Origin of the sequence: Aquitalea magnusonii (assembly GCF_003202035.1) — a bacterium.
GTDB classification, from domain to species: Bacteria; Pseudomonadota; Gammaproteobacteria; order Burkholderiales; family Chromobacteriaceae; genus Aquitalea; species Aquitalea magnusonii.
This window is the reverse complement of record NZ_QJKC01000001.1, coordinates 47,336-70,379: the sequence shown is the minus strand read 5'-3', so window position 1 is coordinate 70,379 and position 23,044 is coordinate 47,336. Positions and strand designations below refer to the sequence as shown.

Genomic DNA, 23,044 nt, shown 5'->3' with positions numbered 1-23,044 from the left:
GGACCACCATCATGGCCCATACCCGCCCGGCACTGCGCCTGTGCGCCATTGCGTGCAGCCTTGCCCTGCTTGCCCCGGCACATGCCGCCACCCTCACCCGCGATAATGCCGCCGCTGTCGGCGACAACCAGAATTCGCAAACCGCCGGCCCCAGCGGCCCGGTGCTGCTGCAAGACGTACAACTGGTCCAGAAGCTGCAACGCTTCGACCGCGAACGCATTCCGGAGCGGGTGGTGCATGCCCGCGGCGCCGGTGCTTACGGCGTGTTTGAATCCAGTGCCGACATTTCGGCGCTGACCCGGGCCAAGGTTTTCGCCAAGGGCAGCAAAACCCCGGTTTTCGTGCGCTTTTCCACGGTGATTCACGGCCTGCACTCGCCGGAAACCCTGCGCGACCCGCGTGGCTTTGCCACCAAGTTCTATACCAGCGAAGGCAACTGGGACCTGGTTGGCAATAATCTGCCGGTGTTCTTTATCCGCGACGCCATCAAGTTCCCCGACATGGTGCACTCGCTCAAACCGTCGCCGGATACCAATCTGCAAGACCCCAACCGCTTCTTCGACTTCTTCTCCTACCAGCCGGAAGCCACCCACATGCTGACCCGGCTGTACTCGGACTACGGCATCCCCAAGGGTTATCAGTACATGGATGGCAATAGCGTCCATGCCTGGAAACTGGTAAATGCCCAGGGCCGTTACGTCTATGTGAAATTCCACTGGGCCAGCCGCCAGGGCCAGCACAACCTCACCATGCAAGAAGCCGCCGCCATTCAGGCGCATGACTTCAACCATGCCAGCCGTGCCCTGATGGCAGCGATCCAGCACAAGCACTATCCGCAATGGGACCTGTACATCCAGGTGATGCAGCCGGAGGACATGGCCAGGCTGGACTATAACCCGCTGGACGCGACCAAGATCTGGAGTGGTGTGCCGGAACACAGGATCGGCACCATGACCCTGAACCGCAATCCGGGCAATATCTTCCAGGAAACCGAGCAGAGCGCCTTTGCCCCCTCCAACCTGGTGCCGGGTATCGAGCCCTCGGAAGACCGCCTGCTGCAAGGACGCATCTTCGCCTATGCCGACACCCAGCTGCACCGCGTGGGAACCAACGGCCTGCAATTGCCGGTCAACCGTCCGCAAGCGGTGGTGGACAACAACAACCAGGATGGCGCAATGAATGGCGGCCAGCGCCAGGGCAGCGTCAATTACGAACCCAGCCGCCAGGGCGGCCTGCAGCAGGATGCCAGCGCCCGCTACAGCCAGCTGCCGCTGTCCGGCAGCACCCAGCAAGCCGGCATCAGCAAAACGCTGAATTTCCGCCAGGCCGGCGAGTTCTACCGCAGCCTGAACAAGCAGGAACAGGCCAACCTCATCGCCAACCTCGCCGCCGACCTGGGCCAGGTGCGCAACGAAGCCACCCGCAACACCATGCTGTCCTACTTCTACAAGGCGGACAGCGGCTATGGCCAGGCCATCAGCAAGGTGCTGAATGCCAATGTGGCTGACATCGCCAGACTGGCCGCCCAGCTGCACGAGTAAGCCCGCAGCCATGCCGTGGCAGCCGCCCCTCGGGCTGGCGGCCACGGTCCGACATGGCTATAGTCGCTGGATGATTTTCCTGCGCACCCCCCTGCTGGAACTGGCCGGCATCCAGGCCACGGCGGCCGGCTTTCCCAAACACACCCACGATGAGTACGTCATCAGCGTCAATCTGGGCGGGCTGGAACAGGTATGGCTGGACGGCAGCAGCTTTGAAGTAAAGCCGGACATGCTCACCATCTACCCGCCGGCGGCGGTGCAGGCCAGCCGCAGCCTGAGCGGCGAGGACTGGCAATGCCTGTCGCTGTATGTGGCGCCGGCGGCCTTCCCCGCCTATTTCGACTGTCTGCCGCCTGATCTGCCAAGCCAGCTGCAGCGGCCCGACCTCGCCGCGGCACTGCGCCAGCTGGCCACACAGGACGCCAGCCTGCGTGAAGAAGCCATCATCGCCCTGCTCGCCCGCCTGCCACGGCAAGCATCCTCCGCCCCGGACAAGGCCAGCAGCCGCGGCAGCCTGCTGGTGCGGCGGGTACAGCAACAACTGCTGGATGACCTGTCACAGCCGCTGACCCTGGATGCGCTGGCGCAGCAAGCCGGCATCACCCCGGCCCATCTGGTACGCCGCTTCCACCAGGCTTGCGGCCTGCCGCCACTGGCCTGGCAGATGCAGCAGCGCATGGCCGAAGCCCGCCGCCAGCTGCGTGCCGGCCGCAGCATCATCGAGGTGGCACTGGCCACCGGCTTTGCCGACCAGGCGCACTTCAGCAAGACATTCAGCCGCTTTTGCGGCATGCCCCCCGGCCGCTACCGCCAGATCAATTTTTGACAAGACGCCACCGCCACCATGCCGGTATCATCCCCCATCATTTTCATTGCGGATCTGCTGTCATGCTGGCCATTGCCACCAAGGGTTTCCTGCTGTCGGTATCGCTGTGTCTGGATATCGGCATCGTCAATGCCGCCCTGATCAACACCGGGCTGCGCAAGGGCTTGCGCCCGGCGCTGATGATGGGACTGGGCTCCTGTTTTGGCGACCTGCTCTACGCCCTGCTGTCCTTGCTGGGCATGTCGCTGCTGTTCAGCTTCACCCCGGTGCGCTGGGTGATGTGGCTGGGCGGTGGCAGCGTGCTGCTGTGGCTGACCTGGAAAATGGCCTGCTCCGCCTGGCAGGAGTTTCACCACCCCAGCACGGCTGCCGGCAAGCCTGCGGACAAGGCAGGGGATGATGGCCAGCGCCGCAGCACGGCGGCGGAGTTCTGGCGCGGCCTGCTGATGGCACTGGCCTCGCCCTCCTCGCTGCTGTGGTTTGCCGCGGTAGGCGGCAGCATCATCGCCCAGTCCACCGATGGCAGCTCGCTGGCGGCCAGCGTGTTTCTGGGCGGCTTTTTCCTGGGCGGCCTCGCCTGGTCGTCCTTTCTGGCCTGGCTGGCCAGCCATGGCCAGAAGCTGGTGGGCCACCGCCTGCTGCTGTATTGCAATGCCGCTTCGGCCGCCCTGTTTGCCTATCTGGCGCTGGGGGTCATCGTGCACGGCTATCAGACCTTGCTATAACTCAGCCATCTGCCACCCGCCCAAGCCCCTGCCATGCTGCGACTATTGCGCCTGCTCCTGCTGCCCCTGCTGGGGCTGATCGCCTGCACCGCCCTGGCCGACACCCCCAAACCGGTGTTTGGCGTGGTGCTGATGCATGGCAAGGGTGGCAGCCCGGACAAGCATGTGGCCGGGCTGGCCAATGCCCTGCGGCAACAAGGCGTGCTGGTGGCCAATCTGGACATGCCATGGTCTGGCCGACGCGAATACGATGCCGATGTCGCCAGCGCGGTGGCGCAGGTGCAAGATGCACTGGCGACACTACGCCAACAGGGCGCGCGCAAGCTGGTGGTGGCCGGTCACAGCCAGGGCGGCCTGTTTGCACTGTATCTGGCCGGCCAGCTGCCGCTGGATGGCGTGATTGCCATTGCGCCGGGTGGCAATGTGGCAGCCGGCATGCTGCATGACCGGCTGGCCGATTCCGTGGCCAGTGCCCGCAGCCTGCTTGCCGGCGGCCATGGCGAGGAAAAAACCCGGCTGGCCGATTTTGAAGGCAGCAAGGGGCGCTACCCGGTCAGCACCACGCCGCGCATCTATCTGGACTGGTTCGACCCGGATGGGGCGATGAACCAGGACAAGGCCGTGCAGCAGCTACCGGCCAGCCTGCCGGTACTGTATATCTCGCCGGAAGGTGACTACCCGGCCTTGCAGCGCCTGCGCCAGCACATGTTCGACGCCCTGCCGGCCAATCCGGCCAGCCAGCTGCTGATTCCGCCGGGCAGCCATCTGGAGGCCCCCACCGCGGCCATCCCCGGCATCCTGGCCTGGCTGGGCCGGCTGGCGGCCATGGACTGAACTCAGCCCCCGCTTACCGACAGCGCCGACAGCCCGATGCCGCCGGCGCGCGCCACCCTGATCTGCACCGCAATCCTTTCCTTCATGCCTTCCACATGGCTGATCACGCCTATCATCTTGCCACTGGCATTGAGGCTGTCCAGCGCATCCAGCGCAATTTCCAGCGTTTCGGCATCCAGCGTGCCAAAGCCCTCGTCCAGGAACAGCGAGTCGATGGAAGTCTTGTGGCTGACCAGATCGGATAGTGCCAAGGCCAGCGCCAGGCTGACCAGAAAACTCTCACCCCCCGACAGGGTGCGCGTATCACGGCAGACATCGGCCTGCCAGCTGTCGACGATTTCCAGCTCCAGCTCGCCTTCCGCCTTGCGCCGTAGCTGGTAGCGCCCATGCAGGCGCGCCAGCTGGCGGTTGGCCAGATACACCAGGTGATCCAGTGTCAGCCCCTGGGCAAAGCGGCGGAACTTGTCGCCCTTGGCCGAGCCGATCAGCCCGTCCAGCCGCTGCCATAACTCGCTATCGGCCTGCTGCCGGGCGATCTGTGCCAGCAGTGCCTGCAGGCCGCTGCGACGTTGCGCGTCACTATCCAGCAAGGCCTGCAAGGCGCCGCTCTGCGCGCTCAGTTGCTGGCGTTCACCATCCAGCGCGGCCTGCTGTGCCTGCAGCTCATCCAGGCTCAGTGGGCTGATTGCCGCAGCTTGCAACTCGGCCTGGCGGGTATTGGCCGCCTGCAACAAGGCTTCGGCCTGTTGCAGCGACTTGTCCAGGGCTTGCTGCATGGCTTGCAGGGCGGCGCGCTGACTCTCCGGCAGGCAGGCGGCGGCAAAGGCAGCCTCGTCGGCAAAGGGGCTGTGCTGCAAGGCTTGCTGCCATTGCTGCGCGGCCTCCGCCAGTTGCAGCCCTTGCTGGTGCACATCGTGCGCCACTTGCTGTTGCTGGCCTTGCAGCTGTGCCAGCGTGGCGGCCAGCGCCACCCGCTGTTGCTGACAGGCGGCCAGCTGCGCCGTCAGGTCGGTCAGGTCGACGACTGGCGCGGTCACGGCGGGCAACGGCTCTGGCAGTGCCAGCTGCTGCCAGTATTGCTGCCATTGCTGGCACTGTTCCTCCGCCTGCATGGCTTGCACTTCCAGCCGTGCCAGCTGTTGCTCCAGCTGCTGCATGGCTTGCTGTTGCTGCTGCCAGTCCTGCCATTGCTGCTCGCAATCGGCCAGCCAGCGGGCGGGGTCATCCGGCATGGCATGACCTGCCGCGGCCAGCGACTGCTGCAGGCTCTGCCACTGTGCCTGTGCTTCGGCCACCAGCTGCGTCAGCTGCGCGTCGGCCTGCCGGCATTGCTGCTGCAAGCTGGCCGCTGCCTGTTGCAGCAAGGCTTGCTCGGCCTGCGCCGCCTGCCATTGCTGGCGGGCATGCTGGCTGGCTTGCAAAGCCTGCTGCCAGTGGCGGGCGGCGGCTTCGGCCTGCAGCAGTTGCTGCTGCAGCTGTTCCTGCTGCTGCAAGGCTGCCTGGGCAGCCTGTGCCAGTGACGCCGGCTGCTGCCATGCCTCTGGCTGCAGCGCCAGCGCGGTGGCCAGCGGCTGCCACTGTTGCCATTGCTGTTGCTGACTGTCCTGTTGTGCCTGCCATTGCTGTTGCAGGCTGTCCAGCTGCTGCTGCAGGGCAGCCAGTTCGCCACTGGCTTGCTGGCCCTGTGCCTGCAGCGCGTCCAGCGCCTGTTGCTTGTCCAGCACCGCCTGGCGTGCTGCCGTGGCATCCAGCGCCTGATAGTGCTGCACCAGCGGATGGCTGGCAGAACCGCACAGCGGGCAAGGCTGACCCGGCTGCAACAGTGCGCGCTGGGCTTCCAGATCCTGAATGCGCAGCTCCAGTTCCAGCAGGCGCTGCTTGTCGGCCAGTTGCTCCTGCAGTTCACGATACTGACTGCGCAGCGTGGCCAGCGCCGCCGTGCGCTGCGGCAGCAGCGCCTGTTGCTGCGCCTGTTGCTGCTGCAAGCGCTGTGCGGCCTGCCAGCCTTGCTGCAGCTGCCCGGCCAGCAAGATGGCTTGCTGCCACTGCTGGCTGTCTTGCTGGGCAGCCTGCCATTGCTGGCGCAGGCTGGCGACATCCAGCCGCTGGCTGGCGGCAGCGGCGGTCTGCTCGGCCTGCTGTGCCTGCAGGAAGGCGGCCTCGGCTTGCTGACAGACCAGGGTCTGCGCCTGCAGGCGCTGCTGCCCGTCGGCCACTGCCGCAGCCAGCTGGCTGCATTGTTGCCTGGCCTGTGCGCTGTCCTGCAGGCTGCGGGCATGCCGGGCAAACTGGCTGCGCCAGAGCGGCAGAGATTCCCCCAGCCGCGCAAGTTGTGGCTGGGCCTGTTGCCGTGCCTGCCACTGCTGCCCTTGCTGGCGTATCTGCTGCTGTTGCGCAAGCAGTGCCGCCAGCTGCTGACGGGCCAGCGCCAGCCCCTGCCCGTTGAGCTGCTGCCATTGCTGCCAGCTGTGTTGATAGCGCGCATTCAATGCCTGCAAGGCGGCCTCACCGGCAGCCAGCCGCTGCTGCTGGTTTTGCCAGTGCTGATGCATGGGCGCGATGCGCTGGGCCGGCTCGCTGGCGGCCAGTTGCTGCAATTGCGGCGCAGCCTGGGCAAGGGCGGCTTGCGCCTGTTCCAGTTGCTGGCTGGCCGCCTGCTGTTGCTGCTGTGCCTGCGCCAGTTGCTGCCGCCATTGCAGGGCCTGGCCAAGCTGTTGCTGCTGACCGGCCAGCCTGTGCTGTTGTTGCTGCAGCGCGGTCAGCTCTTGCTGCATGGCGCTGCGCTGCGCCTCGTCCAGCAGCTCTACCCCACCGGCCTGTGCCTGCAATTGCTGCAGCGCCTGGCGGCTGTCACGCGCCTGCTCGAACACCCGCTGGGAAATCTGGCCGTACAGCTCGGTGCCGGTCAGTTCTTCCAGCAGTTCGGCGCGTTCATTGGGGCTGGCATTGAGAAATGCCGCAAAGCCCCCCTGCGCCAGCAGCATGGACTTGGTAAAACGGGCGAAATCCAGCCCGGTGATGGCGGCAATGCGCTTCAGCTTCTCGCTGCTATGGGTCGTGATGATGGTGCCATCGGCCTCGGCCAGCTCCACCCGCGCCGCTTGCAGGGTGCCGTCCGCCTTGTCGCGCGCGCGGCGCTGGCTCCAGAAGGCGCGATAAGCCTTGCCCTTGACCTCGAACTCCACCTCGGCCAGGCAGTCGGCAGTGTGGCGGGTCATGATGTCGTTGCTGCTGGCGGAAATGGTCTTCAGCCGTGGGGTTTCGTGGTAGAGCGCCAGGCAGATGGCGTCCAGCAGCGTGGATTTGCCGGCGCCGGTAGGGCCGGTAATGGCAAACAGGCCGTTGTCGCGAAACGGCGGCCGGGTAAAGTCGATCTTCCATTCGCCCTTGAGCGAATTGAGGTTTTTCAGGCGCAGGGTAAGGATTTTCATGCCTGCTCCTCCTGCAGGGCCATCAGCACCTGCTGATAGCGCTGGCGCAGCTGCGCGGCCAGTGCATCATCCATTTCTTCCAGTTCCAGCCGGCGCTCGAACACCTCTTGCGGGCTCAGTTCGTCCAGCGTGCTGCGTTCGACCTGCAGCGTGGCGGATTGCTGGCTGCGGGCGCGGCGCAGGCGCAGCAGCTCGGCTGGCTGCCCGTCCAGCATGCCCTGGATGCGGGTTTGCAGATCGGACAGATAATCATCGCCTTCCACCACCACTTCCAGCCACAGCACCTGTCCCTGGTCGATGGCCGCGATGGCGGCGGGAATGCTGCGCTGCAGCTGGGCCAGCGTGCCACGCAGGCTGCACAGCGGTTGAAAACACGGCACGGCCAGCGGGCTGATGCCGGTAATGGCGGCGCCGGCCAGCTCCAGCAGCAGCATCTGCTTGCTTTGCCCCAGCTCATCAAAACTCAGCGCCAGCGGTGAGCCGCTATAGCGGACATGCGCCTGGCCAGCCACCATTTGCGGGCGGTGAATATGGCCCAGCGCGATATAGTCGAACGGCGGAAAGACATTGGTGGGGAAGGCGTCCAGCGCCCCGACATAGATCTCGCGCACCGATTCGCTGCTGCTGGCCCCCACCGTGGTGAGGTGGCCAGTGGCGAGAATGGGCAGTGGCAAACCGAGGCGGCTGCGCTCTTGCACGGCCAGCTGATACAGCGCCTGATAATGCGCGGCAATGGCCTGCTGCAGGCCCTGCTGTTTTTCCTCGGCACTCTGGCCGGCCTGGCTTTGCAGCACATCACGGGCGCGGATGAAGGGTACGGCGCACAGCAAGGCTGCGGGCTGGCCGTCCTGATCACACAATGTCAGCAACTGCCGCGAGATATCGTCCGCCACCGCCGGCACCACGGTGCAGCCCAGGTAGGCCAGCAGCGGCCGGCTTTCTTCCAGCGTGGCCACCGAGTCGTGATTGCCGCCCAGCAATACCAGCTGGCAGCCTGCCTCGTGCAGGCGCACCACCAGCTGGTTGTACAGTTCCCGCGCATAGCTGGGTGGTGCGCCGGTATCGAAGATGTCACCGGCCAGCAGCACCGCATCGATGGCCTGCTGCGTCACCTGCAATAGCAGCCAGTCGATCAGGGCCTGATGTTCCGCCTGCCGGCTACGGCCCATGAAATGCTGGCCCAGATGCCAGTCCGAAGTATGAAGAATGCGCATGCCATCACTCGTCAAGAGAAGTAGCGCGCATTCTAGCAAGCCCGGCGCAGCCCTGCCTGTCCGGGCTGGGCGGCAAACCGCGCGATAGTGCGTAAAATGGCAGGATGAAACCACTGCCACGCTATCTGCTGGCGAGCCTGCTCGCCGTCCAGCTGTCCTGCCTGCCGGCACAGGCCGCCGCCACGCCCGCCTCCAGCCAGACCGAAGCCGCCTTTGCACCGGACCCGGCTGCGCTGGAGCTGGTGTTGAAAGCAGTGCAGAGCGCCCGCCGCTCGATTCATGTGGCCGCCTATGTCTTTACCAGCAAGCCGCTGGCACAGGCGCTGCTCGCGGCTCAGCGTGCCGGCATCGAAGTGGCGGTGGTGGCCGACAGCAAGGAAAACACTGGTCGTTACAGCGCCACCCGATTTCTGGCCGATCAGGGCGTGGCCGTACGGCTGAATGCGCGCTATGCCATCTTCCACAATAAATTCATGATCATCGACGCCACCCATGTACAGACCGGCAGTTTCAACTACTCTGCCGCGGCAGCCAGCAAGAATGCCGAAAACGTACTGGTTGTGTGGAATGCGCCGGAGCTGGCGGCACGCTACGAGCAGCAATGGCAAAGACTATGGCAGGAAGCAGCAGCACTGCCCGATGCCACGCGCGCTGAGTAGCCCGGCGTCCGGTGAAAGCATGCGCCGTCCTGGCGGCTAGGCGGCCGTGGCCGCCAGAATCGCCGCCGCATCAGCGACCTGGCAGTACTCGCCATGCAGATTGGCCAGGCTCATCTCATGCACCTCGCCCGCCGTGCGCCAGCGGCCCGACCAGTCGGCACGGCCAAACGTGAAGCAGGCATCCTCTACCAGATAGACGGTAAAACCCAGATTGCCGGCCATGCGCACCGTCGCTTCCACCGAATTGCTGGTGGCCACGCCCAGCACCACCAGAGTTGAGCAGCCCATGGCGGCAAGCTGTGCTTGCAGATCGGTACCGATAAAGGCGGAATTGGTCTGTTTGGCCAGCACCCACTCACCCGGCAAGGGGGCTACTTCCGGCTTGAAGGCATGGCCGGGCTGACCGGGGCGGTAAGTCGATCCGGCTGCCAGTGAATCGTGGCGGACATGGCATAGCGGGCGTCGCTGGCTGCGCCAGTGCGCCAGCAACTGCGCGGCCACGGTTTCGGCTTGCGGATTATTGCGCTCGCCCCAGCTGGGGTGATCCACCGCCTGCTGCATGTCGATCAGCAGCAATACGGTATTGGCGGGAAGTGGCTGCAAGGTGGTGGCAGACATGACTATTTGGCAAAAAAATAATGCATCAGCATAGCAGGACGCCCACTGCCTGTATTTGCCTGGCAGTAAAATGCAAACAACCCACCGGACCTGAGTCGGGTGGGTTGTTGTCTGCCTGTCTGGCAGTCAGCAGCTTTTACAAGCCGCTGCTACAGACATGACAATCAGCAATTACAGCGGCTGAATGTTGGTGGCAGCCGGGCCTTTTTGACCCATTGCCTTGGTGTAGCTAACTTTCTGGCCATCATGCAGCGACTTGAAGCCGTCTACCTTGATTTCGGAGAAGTGAGCGAACAGGTCATCACCGCCGGCGTCCGGAGTGATGAAACCAAAGCCTTTAGCGTCATTGAAGAATTTAACGGTGCCGGTTTCCATAATACATCCCTAACAAAATAAAATTTAAACTGGGCAAAAGCCCGGAAACAAGAAATTCAAGCAATCGACATTTGAACAATTAGGCAACTCTTTTGGAGGGACGCACACTGTAACGAAATAGGCACAAAACTTGAAATCTTGCAGGACCGTTATACGCACCTTGTTCCATGCGGTCAAACAATATCTGTCAAATCAGCAAAATAATTTTTATCCCACTCATGGCATATTCATATTCATGACAAAAATATTGATGTGCCGAATAAAAACCGCATGGGCAAACAAGCCGCACAAGCATTGCTCATGAACAAGGCGGCAGTGCGGATCAAGAGCGCACAGCCAGCGCCTGCTGCGACTGCAATGCCGCCTGCAGGAATTCCAGCCAGGCCCGCAGCTTGGCCTGCTGCGGCTGTGCCGGCGGATACAGCGCATAAATGTCGGCCGGTTCCGACTGCCAGTCCGGCAGCACGCGCTGCAACTGCCCGCTGCGCAACAGCTCGCCCACATCCCACCACGAGCGCAATACCAGGCCCAGCCCCTGCATCGCCCACTGCACTGCTGTTTCGCCATCATTGCTGGACAAGGGGCCGCGCACCTTGACCGTTTCTTCCCGCTCACCCTGCTGCAGCACCCAGCTGCCGTGCGTGTCGTGATTCTCGCGGATCACGATGCAATCATGCCGCAGCAAGTCACGCGGCTGGGTGATCGGCGGACGCCCGGCCAGATAAGCCGGCGCCGCACACAATACCCGGCGGTTACGCAGCAGCAGGCTGGCATGCAGGCGCGCATCCGGCGGCTGGCCAAAGCGGATGGCCACATCAAAGCCTTCCTGTCGCCGCGGCGGACGGTCGCTCAGCTGCAGCTCGACTTCCAGCCGCGGGTATTGGCGGGCAAAGTCGGCCAGCAAGGGCGCGATATGGCGGCGGCCAAAGCCGAAACTGGCATTGACGCGCAGCAGGCCATGCGGCTGATTGGGGTCGCCCCGCACCCGCCCTTCCAGCTCGGCAATTTCAGCCAGCAGGCGACGTGCCTCGGCCAGATACAGCTGCCCGGCCTCGGTCAATTGCAGTGAGCGGGTGGTCCGCCGCAGCAGCACGATACCCAGGCGCGCCTCCAGCTCTTGCAGACGGCGGCTGATCACCGGCGGCGTGACACCCAGCTGCCGGGCAGTCGCCACCATGCTGCCGCACTGGTTCAGCTGCAGGAAGAATTCCAGATCAGACACCGCATTCATTATTGCACTCAGCTTAATAATGGTTTAGTTGAAACTGAATTATAGCCGCCAATTCACCTAGTAAACTGTGACACCGACAATCAAAGATGGAGCATGTGATGCTGGGGCAAATACTGGAAGCACTGGCCCTTGGCGGCCTGCTTGGCGGCATCGGCGGCCTGCTGGGCATCGGCGGCGGCATCCTCGCCATACCGGTCCTGGTCATGCTGTATGGCATGAACCAGGCTCTGGCGCAGGGTACGGCACTGGTGATGATGACGCCCAATGTGCTGATCGGCTTCTGGCGCTACCGCCAGCGCAATCCCTTTCCCCTGCATACCGCACTACTGATCGGCCTGTGCGCGGTGATCAGCACCTATCCGGCGGCCCGGCTTGCCGTCGGCATGGACAGCGGCCTGCTCAAGCAGTGCTTTGCGGGATTCTTGCTCTTGCTGGCGGTTTACTTCCTGCTCGACAGCCGCTTGCGCCAGGCTGCCGGACGCCCCGCCTGGCCTGAAGCGCTATTACCGCTGGTAGGCGTGATCGGCGGGCTGTTTGCCGGCCTGTTCAGCGTGGGCGCCGGCATCGTCGCCGCACCGATCCTGGTCAAGGGCTTTGGCAAAAAGCAGGCCGTCGCCCAGGGGCTGGCACTGGCGCTGGTGGTGCCAGGTGCGGTGGTGGCGCTGTGGACTTACGGCCGCGCCGGCCATATCGACTGGCAGCTCGGCCTGCCCATGGCCCTGGGTGGCGTATGCACGGTGTCGCACGGCGTGGCATGGGCGCACCGGCTGCCGGAAAGCCGGCTGAAACAACTGTTTGCGCTGATGTTGCTGCTCACCGCGCTGCTGATGTCGCGGCACGGGTGAGCAACTTGTCGTAAAAGCGCTTTTGTTTTGCCGGACGGATCTCTATCATCCGTCCATCCTTTCTGCATGGCCGCCATCATGATTACCCTGCACCACCTCAACAATTCCCGCTCGCAACGCATCATCTGGCTGCTGGAAGAGTTGCAGCTGCCCTACCAGATCAAGCACTACCAGCGCGACCCGCGCAGCATGCTGGCCCCGGCCGCCCTGAAGGCCGTGCATCCGCTGGGCAAATCGCCGGTGATCAGCGACGACGATATCGTGGTGGCCGAATCTGGCGCCATCATTGAATACCTGGTGGAAAAATATGGCGCCGGCCGTCTGAAACCGGCAGCCGACAGCAAGGCACTGCTGGACTATCGCTACTGGCTGCACTATGCCGAAGGCTCGGCCATGCCGCCGCTGCTGATGAACCTGGTGTTTTCCCGGCTGGACCAGCCCCCCATGCCCGCCCTGCTGCGCCCACTGGCGCGGCTGATTGCCAGGGGGGTGCGCAGCAATTACCTGAATCCGCAGCTGCAGCTGCATTTCGACCATATCGAACAGCAGCTGGCGCAAAACAGCTGGTTTGCCGGCAAGGACTTCTCCGCGGCCGACATCCAGATGAGCTTTCCGCTGGAAGCCGCCAGTCACAGCGGCATCCTGAGCGCCCGTCACCCGCACATCCACGCCTTCCTGTCGGCCATCCATGCCCGCCCGGCCTATCAGGCCGCGCTGCGCCAGGGCGGCCCCTACGACTTTGCCTGAACAGCGCAGCGCAAAAACGGCAAGGCGGGGGCTTGACGAAAAAATCCGGCTTGGCTATCATGCCGCTCTCTTTTGGAGGGGTTACCCCAGCGGTCAACGGGTCCGGACTGTAAATCCGGCGGCTCAGCCTTCGAAGGTTCGAATCCTTCTCCCTCCACCAGTTTTCATGCAAAAGGCCCGACACCGTGTTCGGGCCTTTTGTCATGGGTCCGCACCAGCCGCGCTCACACCACCGGAAAAGCAGCCATGGCCAGCAAAAACAGCAAGCACGACAAACCGCGCAGCAAGGCAGCGGCACGCACGCCCGAGCAGAAAAGATGGCTGCGCGCCGAGGAAGCCTGCCGCCACGCCATGGACCAGCTGTTTGCCATGCAGCGTGCCGAGCGCTTTGCCGACAACGAACTGGCCGGCAAATACGCGGTGATGGCGGGGATTCACTATCGCAAGATCCGCAATGGCAAGGTACTGGGCGCGGCCGACTTCAATGCCGCAGTAGAAGTCAGCACCGCCACCCGCCGCTGCCTGCAGCAGCTGGATGCCACCCTCAGCTTCAGCGCCCTGCAAGACGGCCCCGCCCTGCTGGCGGTGCTGCAACAGATCGACGGCGTACTGGCTGACTATCGCCAGCTGAAAGGCGGCAAGGACTAGCCCCTGCCGGCATAAGCATCAATGCAGATGGCGCGCCAGCATGGCCTGCAACTGGCCGCCGGCCTCCAGCCTGAGCAGTGCCCGATCCAGCTGCTCACGCAGCCTTTCCGCACCGGCCATTTGCCGGGAAATCATGAAATGCACCCGTACCGGGCTGCCACCAGGCAGCGGCCGCATCGCCAGCGGTGCAGCACCCGCAGCCACCCCCAGTTTTTGCAAGCCTTGCCACACCTCGCGGTACTCGACAAAGCCACGACAATGCCCAGCCTGCAGCTTGCGTAGCAGATCGGGATAATTGGCCGACCCGGCATCCACCTGCGCCGGACTCAAACCAAAAGCACGATAATTGAAACCGTTCAGGCCACACCAGGGCAGCCTGGTCGCAGCAGGCAGCGGGGTCTGCAAGGTCAGCTGCACCGGCTGCAGTTGCAAATACGAACGCGTGAACAAAAACCGCTGCGCGCGCTCTGGCGAATAGCTGGCCGCCATCACCAATTGCACCTGCCGCCCCTGCTCGGCAGCGGCAAGACAGCGGGCAAAGGGCATCAATCTGACCTCCACCCCAACCCGGTCGGCCAGGGCTGCACGCAGCACATCCGGCGAATAGCCCTGTACTGCGTCGCTGCCCGGCTGGCGATAGGACGAAGGCGGCCACTGATTGTCGCCACCACAAGCCACCACGGCTGCCCGCGCTGGCAAGGGCAGCATCGCCATGACCATCAGCAGCCCACCGCACCACCTGCTTGTTCGCCCCATCCGCCTCCCACTGGTCGGCCACGACAGCCGCCATCATCAAACTGCCATCCGAAACCCCAACAATACCATCATGGCAACTGGCTTTTCGAGTGGGGGCGGCCATGTTAGGCTGCCGCATGCCTCAAGCACTCTATGCCTTTCTGGCGGCACAGCACATTCACTACCAGCGCTTCGACCATGCGCCGGTTTTCAACTGTGCCGAAGCCAGCGCCATCATCCCCGACCTGCCGGGTGCGGAAACCAAGAACCTGTTTCTCAAGGCCGGCAAGAGCGGGCGCTATCTGCTGATCTGCCTGCCGGCCGCGCAGCGGCTCGACCTCAAAGCCTGTGCCGAGCAACTGCAGATCAAGGGACTGGGCTTTGCCTCGCCCGCGCGGCTACAGCAGGCACTGGGACTGACACCGGGCGCGGTCAGCCTGCTGGCCGTCATTAACGACCAGGCCAGCGTGGTGGATGTGATCATCGACCCGATCCTGCTGCAACAGCCGGCCATACTATGCCACCCGCTGCACAACAGCAGCACACTGGCCGTGGACAGGGACGATCTGCTGCGCTTTTTGCAGCTGACCGGTCATCCGCCACGCCTGCTGGCCCTGCCACTACTGCCATCCGACTGATGCACACGTAAAAAAGGCTGCAACGGGCGGCGTGAGCCACACTTCCCGTTACAGCCTTTTGCGGCACTGGCCGCGCTCAGTGCCGTAGAATCAGACGCCTGCCTCGTGCGCCTGCACATCAGCATGGTAGCTGGAGCGCACCATGGCACCGACTGCAGCGTGGGCAAAGCCCATTTCATAGGCTTTTTCTTCAAACATCTTGAAGGTGTCGGGGTGGACGTAGCGCAATACCGGCAGATGGCCATCGGACGGTTGCAGGTACTGGCCAATGGTCAGCATGTCCACATTGTGGGCGCGCAGGTCGCGCATCACTTCGAGGATTTCCTCGTCGGTCTCGCCCAGGCCCACCATCAGGCCGGATTTGGTGCGCACTTGCGGGTTCTTGGCCTTGTAGTCCTTGAGCAACTGCAAGGAATGCGCGTAATCGGCACCGGGACGGGCCTGCTTGTACAGGCGCGGCACGGTTTCCAGATTGTGGTTCATCACATCCGGCGGCGTGATGGTGAGAATGTCCACCGCGATATCCAGCCGGCCGCGGAAGTCCGGCACCAGGGTTTCGATCTGGGTATCCGGCGAAGCAGCACGCACGGCGCTGATGCAGTCGGCAAAATGCTGGGCACCGCCGTCGCGCAGGTCGTCACGGTCCACCGAGGTCACCACCACATACTTCAGGCGCATGGCGGCCACGCTCTCGGCCAGGTGCTTGGGCTCGTTTTCGTCCAGCGGATTGGGACGGCCATGCCCCACGTCGCAGAAGGGGCAGCGACGGGTGCAGATGTCACCCATGATCATGAAGGTGGCGGTACCCTTGCTGAAGCACTCGCCGATATTCGGGCAGGTGGCTTCTTCGCACACGGTATGCAGCTTCTGATCACGCAGAATCTGTTTGATTTCGTGAAAACGCTGGCCGGTGGGCAGCTTGGCGCGAATCCATTCCGGCTTTTTCAGCTTTTCATCCAGCGGCACGATCTTGATGGGAATGCGTGCGGTTTTGGCGGCGCCTTTATGCTTGACCCCTGCCTCGTTGTCCAACTTCATGCTGTCTCCTTCACCACGGTCAGGTGTTTTTCCAGCTGGGGCAGCAGCAGCTCGGCTACTTGCGCCAGGGTTTTATCCACCCCCAAATCCTTCATTTGCGTCACCCGCAGGCCTTCATAGCCGCAGGGATTGATCCAGCTGAACGGGGTCAGGTCCATGTCCACATTCAGTGACAGGCCGTGATACACCGCTCCGTTCTTGATGCGCAAGCCCAGCGAGGCAATCTTGGCACCATCCACATACACGCCGGGGGCATTGACGTCGCCATTGGCGCTAATGCCCTGTTCGGCCAGCATGTCGATGACCGACTGCTCGATGCGTCGCACCAGTTCGCGCACGCCAATATGCATGCGCTTGAAATCGATCAGCAGATACACCACCAGCTGGCCGGGGCCATGATAGGTAACCTGGCCACCGCGATCGGTCTTCACCACCGGAATATCAGTCAGCCGCAGCAAATGCTCCGGCTTGCCGGCCAGGCCCTGGGTATACACCGGATGGTGCTCCACCACCCACAGCTCGTCCGGGGTTTCGGCGCTACGGCTATCGGTAAAGGACTGCATGGTGCGCCAGGTCGGTTCGTAATCCACCAGACCCAAATGCTTGATCAGACGCTGCACGCGCGAGGCTCCTGTTGGGTTTAAAGCACCATCTTGACCATGGGGTGGCCAGTGAGCGACAGATAGATATTGTCCAGCTGCTGGCGCGAAGTGGCGTTCACGGTAATGGTCAGCGCATAGAAACGTCCACCCGAGCTTTCCCGCAGCGTGACATCGTGCTCGGCCAGATCCGGCGCATGCACCCGCACCACTTCGGTCATGGTGAGGACAAATTCATCGTGACGCTCACCCATCACCTTCAGGGGAAAGCGACAGGGAAATTCAATGATTTCCTGCTTTTCAGTGCTGTTTTCAGCCATGTTCCACTCGATTCTGCAAAGGCAAAAGGCCCGCATCACCCGATGCAGGCCATTGCCCGGCCCCGTCACACGGGGCGGTCAATCAAAAGCCGGATTACTTCCAGCCCAGCATCAGCTTGATGCTGTCCCACAGGCGGCTGAAGAAGCCACCCTCTTCCACGGTTTGCAAGGCAACCACCGGACGCTCCAGCAGCGGCTTGCCATCCAGGCTCACCACCAGCTTGCCTACGGTCTGGCCGGCCTTGATCGGCGCGATCAAGGGCTGCATGGTGGACAGGTCGGCCTTCAGCTGAGCGGCCTGGCCCTTGACCACGGTGGCGTAAACATCCTGACTGAAACCAACCGGCACCGACTTGGCCGCGCCCTTGTACACCGGAACATCGGAAACCGGCTTGGCTGCCGAGTAAAGTTTGGGCGTATCGAAAAACTGCAAGCCGTAGTTAAGCAACTTCGAGCTTTCCACCGCACGCGCTTCCGGGCTGGCGGTCCCCACCACCACCGAAATCACCCGCCGGCCGTCGCGATGGCTGGAGGTGATCATATTGTAGCCTGCGGTATCGGTGTAGCCGGTTTTCATGCCGTCGACGTTGGGGTCGCGGTACAGCAGCAGGTTACGGTTGGGCTGGGTGATGTTGTTATAGGTGAAAGACTTGATGGAGTACGTGGGATAGAACTCCGGAAAATCACGGATCAGCGCGGCGGACAGGATGGCCAGATCATGCACCGTGGTGTAGTGATCGGCATGCGGCAGGCCGGTGGCATTGCGGAACTGGGTGTTCTTCATGCCCAGTTTCTGCGCCTGCTGGGTCATCAGCTGGGCGAACACGTCTTCACTGCCGGCAATGGCTTCAGCCAGGGTGACGCAGGCATCGTTGCCGGACTGCACGATCATGCCCTTGATCAGGTCATCCACCTTCACCGGCACTTTCGGGTCGAGGAACATGCGCGAACCGTCGGTTTTCCAGCCACGGCTGGACACGGTCAGCATCTGGTCCAGCGTCAGGCGCTTTTCCTTGACTGCCTTGAAAGTGAGATAGGCGGTCATCAGCTTGGTCAGCGAGGCCGGCTCGACACGTGCGTCCGGGCCCTGTGCAGCCAGCACCTGGCCGCTATTGAAATCGACCAGATAATAGGCCTTGCCGGCAATTTCCGGCACCGGCGGTACAAAGGCAGCAGTGGCAGAGGCAGCAACGGGCAGGGCAAGCGTGGCAGCAAGCAGAATTCGGGAGATGGTGGTTTTCATTGAGATCGACAACTGGGTGAGGGCTACAAACAATAGCCGTTGATTATACACGCCCACGCTGCTGCGTTGACCGTAAATGGCCGGTTTTTGCAGCAGTGCATGGCCTGTCGCCAATGTGGTTGCGGCAATGCAGCATGAAAATGGCGACACGGCTTCCCGCCGGCTTGGAGTTCCTGCTACTCTGACAGTTCAATAAGAAAGAACGACAAGGACATCGGCATCACCATGCAAGACAAGCAAGACTATCTGGAGCGCATCCTCACCTCGCGCGTCTATGACGTCGCGGTGGAAACCCCGCTGGAAACGGCGAACAATCTCAGCCGCCGCACCGGCAACACCATTCTGCTGAAACGCGAAGACCTGCAGCCGGTGTTCTCCTTCAAGCTGCGCGGCGCTTACAACAAGATGGCCAAGCTGACCCCCGCGCAGCTGGCCAACGGCGTGATTACCGCCAGCGCCGGCAACCACGCCCAGGGCGTGGCGCTGTCGGCCAAGAAAATCGGCTGTGAAGCCATTATCGTGATGCCGGTCACCACCCCGCAGGTGAAGATTGACGGCGTGACCAGCCGTGGCGGCAAGGTGGTCCTGCATGGCGAATCGTTCAGCGACGCCTATCAGCACGCCATGCAGCTGGTGGCCGAAACCGGCAAAACCTATATCCCGCCGTTTGACGACCCGGACGTGATCGCCGGCCAGGGCACCATCGGCATGGAAATCCTGCGCCAGCACCCCGGCCATATCGATGCCGTGTTCGTGGCGATTGGTGGTGGCGGTCTGGCAGCTGGCGTGGCCAGCTTCATCAAGCGCCTGAAACCGGAAATCAAGATCATCGGCGTGCAGCCGGTGGATTCGGACGCCATGAAGCAGTCCATCGAAAAAGGCGAGCGTGTCGAGCTGAAAGATGTGGGCCTGTTTGCCGATGGCGTGGCGGTGAAGCTGGTGGGCGAAGAAACCTTCCGCATCTGCCGCGAGCTGCTGGACGAAATCATGCTGGTGGATTCGGACGCCATGTGCGCCGCCATCAAGGATATTTTCGAAGACACCCGCTCCATCGTGGAACCGGCCGGAGCGCTGGCCGTGGCGGCCGCCAAGGCTTATATCGAGCGCGAAGGCTGTACCGGTCAGACCCTGGTGGCCATCAACTGTGGCGCCAACATGAACTTCGACCGCCTGCGCCATGTTTCGGAACGCTCCGAACTGGGCGAGCGCCGCGAAGCCATCATCGCCGTCACCATTCCGGAAAAACCGGGCAGCTTCAAGCAGTTCTGTGCGGTGATCGGCAACCGCAACATCACCGAATTCAACTACCGCTTTGCCGACCCCGGCACCGCCCATGTGTTTGTCGGGGTGCAGATCAGCGGCAAGCAGGATTCGGAACGCATCATCGCCGAACTCAAGGCCAATAATCTGGACGGTCTGGACCTGACCGACAACGAACTGGCCAAGCTGCACATCCGCCACCTGGTGGGCGGCCACGCCCCGCAACTGAAGGACGAGCGCGTGCTGCGCTTTGAATTCCCGGAACGTCCGGGCGCGCTGATGCGCTTCCTGGAGGGCATGCGTACCCACTGGAACATCAGCCTGTTCCACTACCGCAACCACGGTGCCGATTATGGCCGCGTGCTGGTTGGCATCCAGGTTCCCGCCAGCGACAATGCCGAGTTCCAGCACTTTCTGGATGGCCTGGCCTATCCCTATGTGGAAGAGACGGATAATCCGGCCTACAAGCTGTTCCTGGGCAAGACCATCCGCTAAACTCTGCCGGCCAGCCAGCACGGCTGGCCGCAGAACTTCCCGTACAGGCAACCCACATGATCAAGGCAGTACTGTTTGACCTCGACGGCACCCTGGCCGATACCGCGCGCGACCTGGGCGCCGCCCTCAACCGCTTGCTGGCCGAGGAAGGCCTGCCGCCACAACCCTATGCCGCCATCCGGCCACTGGCCAGCCATGGCGCACGCGGGCTGGTGAGCCTGGGTTTTGGCATTGATCGCCAACATCCGCGTTTCGAAGAATACCGCCTGCGCTTTCTCGATCACTACGAGCACAGCTTTGCCGACGAAACCGTGCTGTTTGACGGCATCAACCACATGCTGGACGGCATCACCGCCAAGGGTCTCACCTGGGGCATCATCACCAACAAGCCGATGCGCTTTACCGACCGACTGGTGCCGGCCCTGCCCTTTAGCAGCCGCCCGGCGGTCACCGTCAGTGGCGATACCGTCGGCGTGCCGAAGCCGGACCCTGCGCCCATGCTGCATGCCGCCAGCCAGATTGGCATCGACCCGGCACATTGCCTGTATGTGGGCGATGCCGAGCGTGACATCCAGGCCGGCCGCGTGGTGGGCATGAAAACCGTGCTGGCCAACTGGGGCTATATCTCGGAACAGGACCAGCCGGAGCAATGGGGTGCCGACATCAGCATCAACCATCCGCTGGAATTGCTGCAACACTTGTAAAGCGACCTGGACTGCGCCGTATAAAAAAACTGCCGCCAGAATACTCTGGCGGCAGTTTCATGTCAGGCAGGCTGTACCAACAAGCCGGATGTGCGTTCAGAAGGGGTAAACCACTTCTGCCGGCTTGAATTCGCAAGGCTTGTCGGACGGTGCCGCATCATGCATTTCAGCCTTGCTGTCGGAAATCTTCTTCCAGGAACCGCCCAGGCTACAGGCAAAATCCTGTCCCAGTTCCAGCTCACCAAACGTCGATGGCAGTACCGGTTCTTCGCAGTGCGGGCACAGATTGGCCGCGGGGCCTGTCAGCTGTGCCCGGCTGGATACCTTGTCGCACCAGCAACATTTGATTTGATCTTCAGTCATCTTCACTTCCCGTTACCTAAGCTTGCCATGTCGAAATGACGCGAATGCAGCCGGCCATTATACCCTGTCTGGGCCAAACCGCCGAATGAGGGTGAAGCGACTCATGCCGCGCAGCGCGTCAGCCCGGCGTGATGCAGGCTGGCTGCGGGTCGGGCGTAGTAAAAACCCTGCAGCAGATCAGCCCCGCCCTGCCATGCCATGCCATGCGGTGCTGGGCCTCGGTCTCGATGCCTTCGCACACCACCTGGCCGCCCAGGTCGTGAATGATGTCGATCAGCTTGGGAAACACCATGCGCGCCCGCTCATTCAGCGCCGGCTGCGTCAGCAGGCTGCGATCCAGCTTGACCAAATCGGGCGTCAACTGCCACAGCCGGTCAAAATTGGAATGTCCGGCACCGAAATCGTCGATGGCAATGCGAAACCCTTTGCGTTTGTAACTGTGGATGGCCGCATCCAGCAGTTGCAGATCGGCAATTTCCGATTCGACGATTTCCAGCACCACCTGTTGCGCTTGCAAGCCGCAATAGCCCAGCAGGGTTTCGAAAGTGGAACCATGCCGGCCACTGGCAATGCTCAGCAGATGCTGGCCATGCACATTGAGAAACAGCAGCTCGCCCGGCTCGGCCTGGGCGGCAAAATTCAGCGCATGGATCACCCGGCTCAAGCGGTCGAGATAGACAAACTCTTCGGCGCAACCGGCCTGGGCAAAAAAGTGTTCCACCGCCAGCGGCTGGCCGGCCTTGTCGCTTACCCGCAGCAAGGCTTCATGCGCCACCGGCCGCAGGCCGCCGCCCTGGCGCTGCATGATGGGCTGGAACACGCTGTCCAGCCGCAACCCGCCATACAGGGCAAAGGTGCCGTGATCGGAAAACTTGAGTGTAGGCCGCTGTCTGGCCACGGCAGGTGGCCATTGATGGAAATAGCCAAGCAAACGATTCAACTGCATTGCACATCCCATTCTGTCTGGATAAGCCCTGGCACGGGAAGATCCGCCGGCTTGCAGGCTGAACGCGGGGCCTGCCTAGCAGCCGTCATCCAGCCGCTGCAATACGGCAGCCCCCTGCCCGGTGGGCAGGAAAGTGGCAAAGCCATGGCGGGCGTAATTGGCGCGTAGCGCGGCCAGCCGTGCTGGCTGTGCCGCATAGGTGGCCGGCAACAGAAAGCCGATGCGCGGCGCCGGCCCGGCCAGCCGGTCGACAATCTGGCGAAACACCCGGCCATGCTCCTGGCTGACCGCCTCCAGCAACAAGGCGGATACCGGCAGGATCAGCCCCTGCCCGCCATAGCCGGCTTGCAGGTAGTTGAGCAAATGCAGGCTGCGGATAAAGCGGTCCAGCACTACCGGCGTTTCACTGACGCGGGTCAACCGTGTCAGCGCCTCGTCCGCCATGATCTCGCCACCCGGCGCAACAGCCTGCAGCCGCGCCAGCATACCCAGCGACTGGCCGGCGCCATCGCAGGCCGGCTCAAACTGGCTGGACAGGCGCACCTTGATGAATTCACCCACCACCTGCCCATCCGCCGTGCTCCATAGCGGAAATTCCATGAAGTAATCGGCATGGACAGTGTGTAAAAAACGGGTGAGCAATGCATTCATGACAAGCCCGACCATCTGCAGGCAATACCGGATGAAAGATGAAAGAGAACGCCGCCCTGGCTCCTGCCAGCAATGGCCACCCGCACGCGATAGCAGGCCAACAGGCATTTGCGCACTGCAGGCATCACTCTAGCCCGACAGCAGCGGATTGATAAATGCCCATTGCTGATATCGCTATTCGCCACACAGATAAGCCGCTGGCGACCAGCCGGTATTGATATGGCACAAACCAGGGGAAAGTTGCACTGGACCGCAAGAAATGCCCACCAGATACTAGGCAGCGTTAATCCTCCTCCATCCTTATGGAACTTGCGCCCACCCCTTGCCGGGTGGGCGATTTTTATTCCCCCGCCGCCCT

The 23,044-nt window shown here is 62.7% G+C and carries 24 protein-coding genes and 1 tRNA gene; 12 read left to right on the top strand and 13 right to left on the bottom strand.

Annotated elements, in window-relative coordinates:
- Positions 1-11 precede the first annotated feature (11 nt).
- The 4 genes from DFR38_RS00315 (at position 12) to DFR38_RS00300 (ending at position 3,926) form a co-directional block, all read left to right on the top strand.
- A complete protein-coding gene (locus tag DFR38_RS00315) occupies positions 12-1,541 on the top strand; it encodes a catalase (protein ID WP_059286670.1) in 1,530 nt (509 codons plus the stop codon).
- 70 nt (positions 1,542-1,611) lie between these two features.
- The gene (locus tag DFR38_RS00310; RefSeq protein ID WP_158527664.1) at positions 1,612-2,367 is read left to right on the top strand and encodes an AraC family transcriptional regulator; all 756 of its coding nucleotides are present in this window, start codon (positions 1,612-1,614) and stop codon (positions 2,365-2,367) included.
- A 62-nt stretch (positions 2,368-2,429) separates the two neighbouring features.
- Positions 2,430-3,092: a LysE family translocator gene (locus DFR38_RS00305; RefSeq protein ID WP_110312833.1), complete on the top strand. Its 663-nt coding sequence runs from the start codon at positions 2,430-2,432 to the stop codon at positions 3,090-3,092.
- Between the two features lie 33 nt (positions 3,093-3,125).
- Entirely contained in the window at positions 3,126-3,926 is an 801-nt protein-coding gene (locus DFR38_RS00300) for an alpha/beta fold hydrolase (RefSeq protein WP_110312832.1), read from the top strand.
- Positions 3,927-3,928: 2 nt separating this feature from the next.
- Here the strand turns inward: DFR38_RS00300 and DFR38_RS00295 are convergent, their stop codons facing one another.
- Positions 3,929-7,357 carry an AAA family ATPase gene (locus DFR38_RS00295; protein WP_110312831.1) on the bottom strand — a complete coding sequence of 1,143 codons (3,429 nt, stop codon included), beginning with the start codon at positions 7,355-7,357 and terminating at the stop codon, positions 3,929-3,931.
- The gene (sbcD, locus tag DFR38_RS00290; protein ID WP_059287213.1) at positions 7,354-8,571 is read right to left on the bottom strand and encodes an exonuclease subunit SbcD; all 1,218 of its coding nucleotides are present in this window, start codon (positions 8,569-8,571) and stop codon (positions 7,354-7,356) included. The genes DFR38_RS00295 and sbcD overlap by 4 nt, the downstream gene beginning before the upstream one ends.
- 104 nt (positions 8,572-8,675) lie before the next feature.
- Between sbcD and DFR38_RS00285 the strand changes: the two genes are divergently transcribed.
- Entirely contained in the window at positions 8,676-9,230 is a 555-nt protein-coding gene (locus DFR38_RS00285) for a phospholipase D family nuclease (RefSeq protein WP_110312830.1), read from the top strand.
- 36 nt (positions 9,231-9,266) lie between these two features.
- Here DFR38_RS00285 and DFR38_RS00280 read toward each other — a convergent pair whose 3' ends face one another.
- From DFR38_RS00280 to DFR38_RS00270, 3 genes are all read right to left on the bottom strand, one after another.
- Entirely contained in the window at positions 9,267-9,848 is a 582-nt protein-coding gene (locus DFR38_RS00280; protein ID WP_110312829.1) for a cysteine hydrolase family protein, read from the bottom strand.
- 171 nt (positions 9,849-10,019) lie between these two features.
- Positions 10,020-10,223, bottom strand: a complete 204-nt coding sequence (locus DFR38_RS00275; protein WP_059287215.1) for a cold-shock protein — start codon at positions 10,221-10,223, stop codon at positions 10,020-10,022.
- A gap of 322 nt (positions 10,224-10,545) precedes the next feature.
- Complete coding sequence (locus tag DFR38_RS00270; protein WP_110312828.1) at positions 10,546-11,454, bottom strand: LysR family transcriptional regulator; 909 nt, start codon at positions 11,452-11,454, stop codon at positions 10,546-10,548.
- Positions 11,455-11,552: 98 nt separating this feature from the next.
- Here DFR38_RS00270 and DFR38_RS00265 point away from each other — a divergent pair, with 98 nt between their 5' ends.
- The 4 genes from DFR38_RS00265 (at position 11,553) to DFR38_RS00250 (ending at position 13,694) form a co-directional block, all read left to right on the top strand.
- On the top strand, positions 11,553-12,299 hold the full coding sequence (locus DFR38_RS00265; protein ID WP_233170262.1) for a sulfite exporter TauE/SafE family protein: 747 nt from the start codon (positions 11,553-11,555) through the stop codon (positions 12,297-12,299).
- Between the two features lie 78 nt (positions 12,300-12,377).
- Positions 12,378-13,046: a glutathione S-transferase family protein gene (locus DFR38_RS00260; protein WP_110312906.1), complete on the top strand. Its 669-nt coding sequence runs from the start codon at positions 12,378-12,380 to the stop codon at positions 13,044-13,046.
- A 74-nt stretch (positions 13,047-13,120) separates the two neighbouring features.
- Positions 13,121-13,206 (top strand) — tRNA-Tyr (locus DFR38_RS00255).
- Positions 13,207-13,292: 86 nt separating this feature from the next.
- Entirely contained in the window at positions 13,293-13,694 is a 402-nt protein-coding gene (locus DFR38_RS00250; RefSeq protein WP_059286384.1) for a hypothetical protein, read from the top strand.
- A gap of 18 nt (positions 13,695-13,712) precedes the next feature.
- Here the strand turns inward: DFR38_RS00250 and DFR38_RS00245 are convergent, their stop codons facing one another.
- A complete protein-coding gene (locus DFR38_RS00245) occupies positions 13,713-14,408 on the bottom strand; it encodes a substrate-binding periplasmic protein (protein WP_158527663.1) in 696 nt (231 codons plus the stop codon).
- Positions 14,409-14,566: 158 nt separating this feature from the next.
- On the opposite strand from DFR38_RS00245, the gene DFR38_RS00240 reads away from it, so the two are divergent.
- Positions 14,567-15,067, top strand: coding sequence for a prolyl-tRNA synthetase associated domain-containing protein (locus tag DFR38_RS00240; protein ID WP_059286386.1), 501 nt, complete (start codon positions 14,567-14,569; stop codon positions 15,065-15,067).
- 90 nt (positions 15,068-15,157) lie between these two features.
- On the opposite strand, the gene lipA is transcribed toward DFR38_RS00240, so the two are convergent.
- The 4 genes from lipA to DFR38_RS00220 all read right to left on the bottom strand — a co-directional run bounded on the left by lipA (position 15,158) and on the right by DFR38_RS00220 (position 18,267).
- Positions 15,158-16,105, bottom strand: coding sequence for a lipoyl synthase (lipA, locus tag DFR38_RS00235; RefSeq protein WP_059286387.1), 948 nt, complete (start codon positions 16,103-16,105; stop codon positions 15,158-15,160).
- A complete protein-coding gene (gene lipB, locus DFR38_RS00230; protein ID WP_059286388.1) occupies positions 16,102-16,725 on the bottom strand; it encodes a lipoyl(octanoyl) transferase LipB in 624 nt (207 codons plus the stop codon). Before lipB ends, lipA begins: the two co-directional genes overlap by 4 nt.
- 20 nt (positions 16,726-16,745) lie before the next feature.
- Positions 16,746-17,024 carry a YbeD family protein gene (locus DFR38_RS00225; protein ID WP_059286389.1) on the bottom strand — a complete coding sequence of 93 codons (279 nt, stop codon included), beginning with the start codon at positions 17,022-17,024 and terminating at the stop codon, positions 16,746-16,748.
- A gap of 94 nt (positions 17,025-17,118) precedes the next feature.
- Entirely contained in the window at positions 17,119-18,267 is a 1,149-nt protein-coding gene (locus DFR38_RS00220) for a D-alanyl-D-alanine carboxypeptidase family protein (protein WP_059286398.1), read from the bottom strand.
- Positions 18,268-18,492: 225 nt separating this feature from the next.
- Between DFR38_RS00220 and ilvA the strand changes: the two genes are divergently transcribed.
- Both ilvA and DFR38_RS00210 read left to right on the top strand, forming a co-directional pair.
- The gene (ilvA, locus tag DFR38_RS00215) at positions 18,493-20,022 is read left to right on the top strand and encodes a threonine ammonia-lyase, biosynthetic (protein WP_059286390.1); all 1,530 of its coding nucleotides are present in this window, start codon (positions 18,493-18,495) and stop codon (positions 20,020-20,022) included.
- 56 nt (positions 20,023-20,078) lie between these two features.
- Entirely contained in the window at positions 20,079-20,726 is a 648-nt protein-coding gene (locus DFR38_RS00210; RefSeq protein WP_110312825.1) for an HAD family hydrolase, read from the top strand.
- Between the two features lie 96 nt (positions 20,727-20,822).
- Here DFR38_RS00210 and DFR38_RS00205 read toward each other — a convergent pair whose 3' ends face one another.
- The 3 genes from DFR38_RS00205 to DFR38_RS00195 all read right to left on the bottom strand — a co-directional run bounded on the left by DFR38_RS00205 (position 20,823) and on the right by DFR38_RS00195 (position 22,686).
- The gene (locus DFR38_RS00205) at positions 20,823-21,089 is read right to left on the bottom strand and encodes a hypothetical protein (protein ID WP_059286391.1); all 267 of its coding nucleotides are present in this window, start codon (positions 21,087-21,089) and stop codon (positions 20,823-20,825) included.
- A 118-nt stretch (positions 21,090-21,207) separates the two neighbouring features.
- Complete coding sequence (locus DFR38_RS00200) at positions 21,208-22,035, bottom strand: EAL domain-containing protein (RefSeq protein WP_059286392.1); 828 nt, start codon at positions 22,033-22,035, stop codon at positions 21,208-21,210.
- Between the two features lie 75 nt (positions 22,036-22,110).
- Positions 22,111-22,686, bottom strand: a complete 576-nt coding sequence (locus tag DFR38_RS00195) for a hypothetical protein (protein WP_059286393.1) — start codon at positions 22,684-22,686, stop codon at positions 22,111-22,113.
- Positions 22,687-23,044 lie beyond the last annotated feature (358 nt).

Bases quoted from the DNA above. Each gene is read 5' to 3' on its own strand.
- DFR38_RS00315 (WP_059286670.1), top strand. From the start codon at position 12: ATGGCCCATACCCGCCCGGCACTGCGCCTGTGCGCCATTGCGTGCAGC.
- DFR38_RS00310 (WP_158527664.1), top strand. From the start codon at position 1,612: ATGATTTTCCTGCGCACCCCCCTGCTGGAACTGGCCGGCATCCAGGCC.
- DFR38_RS00305 (WP_110312833.1), top strand. From the start codon at position 2,430: ATGCTGGCCATTGCCACCAAGGGTTTCCTGCTGTCGGTATCGCTGTGT.
- DFR38_RS00300 (WP_110312832.1), top strand. From the start codon at position 3,126: ATGCTGCGACTATTGCGCCTGCTCCTGCTGCCCCTGCTGGGGCTGATC.
- DFR38_RS00295 (WP_110312831.1), bottom strand. From the start codon at position 7,357: ATGAAAATCCTTACCCTGCGCCTGAAAAACCTCAATTCGCTCAAGGGC.
- sbcD (WP_059287213.1), bottom strand. From the start codon at position 8,571: ATGCGCATTCTTCATACTTCGGACTGGCATCTGGGCCAGCATTTCATG.
- DFR38_RS00285 (WP_110312830.1), top strand. From the start codon at position 8,676: ATGAAACCACTGCCACGCTATCTGCTGGCGAGCCTGCTCGCCGTCCAG.
- DFR38_RS00280 (WP_110312829.1), bottom strand. From the start codon at position 9,848: ATGTCTGCCACCACCTTGCAGCCACTTCCCGCCAATACCGTATTGCTG.
- DFR38_RS00275 (WP_059287215.1), bottom strand. From the start codon at position 10,223: ATGGAAACCGGCACCGTTAAATTCTTCAATGACGCTAAAGGCTTTGGT.
- DFR38_RS00270 (WP_110312828.1), bottom strand. From the start codon at position 11,454: ATGAATGCGGTGTCTGATCTGGAATTCTTCCTGCAGCTGAACCAGTGC.
- DFR38_RS00265 (WP_233170262.1), top strand. From the start codon at position 11,553: ATGCTGGGGCAAATACTGGAAGCACTGGCCCTTGGCGGCCTGCTTGGC.
- DFR38_RS00260 (WP_110312906.1), top strand. From the start codon at position 12,378: ATGATTACCCTGCACCACCTCAACAATTCCCGCTCGCAACGCATCATC.
- DFR38_RS00250 (WP_059286384.1), top strand. From the start codon at position 13,293: ATGGCCAGCAAAAACAGCAAGCACGACAAACCGCGCAGCAAGGCAGCG.
- DFR38_RS00245 (WP_158527663.1), bottom strand. From the start codon at position 14,408: ATGGCGATGCTGCCCTTGCCAGCGCGGGCAGCCGTGGTGGCTTGTGGT.
- DFR38_RS00240 (WP_059286386.1), top strand. From the start codon at position 14,567: ATGCCTCAAGCACTCTATGCCTTTCTGGCGGCACAGCACATTCACTAC.
- lipA (WP_059286387.1), bottom strand. From the start codon at position 16,105: ATGAAGTTGGACAACGAGGCAGGGGTCAAGCATAAAGGCGCCGCCAAA.
- DFR38_RS00225 (WP_059286389.1), bottom strand. From the start codon at position 17,024: ATGGCTGAAAACAGCACTGAAAAGCAGGAAATCATTGAATTTCCCTGT.
- DFR38_RS00220 (WP_059286398.1), bottom strand. From the start codon at position 18,267: ATGAAAACCACCATCTCCCGAATTCTGCTTGCTGCCACGCTTGCCCTG.
- ilvA (WP_059286390.1), top strand. From the start codon at position 18,493: ATGCAAGACAAGCAAGACTATCTGGAGCGCATCCTCACCTCGCGCGTC.
- DFR38_RS00210 (WP_110312825.1), top strand. From the start codon at position 20,079: ATGATCAAGGCAGTACTGTTTGACCTCGACGGCACCCTGGCCGATACC.
- DFR38_RS00205 (WP_059286391.1), bottom strand. From the start codon at position 21,089: ATGACTGAAGATCAAATCAAATGTTGCTGGTGCGACAAGGTATCCAGC.
- DFR38_RS00200 (WP_059286392.1), bottom strand. From the start codon at position 22,035: ATGCAGTTGAATCGTTTGCTTGGCTATTTCCATCAATGGCCACCTGCC.
- DFR38_RS00195 (WP_059286393.1), bottom strand. From the start codon at position 22,686: ATGAATGCATTGCTCACCCGTTTTTTACACACTGTCCATGCCGATTAC.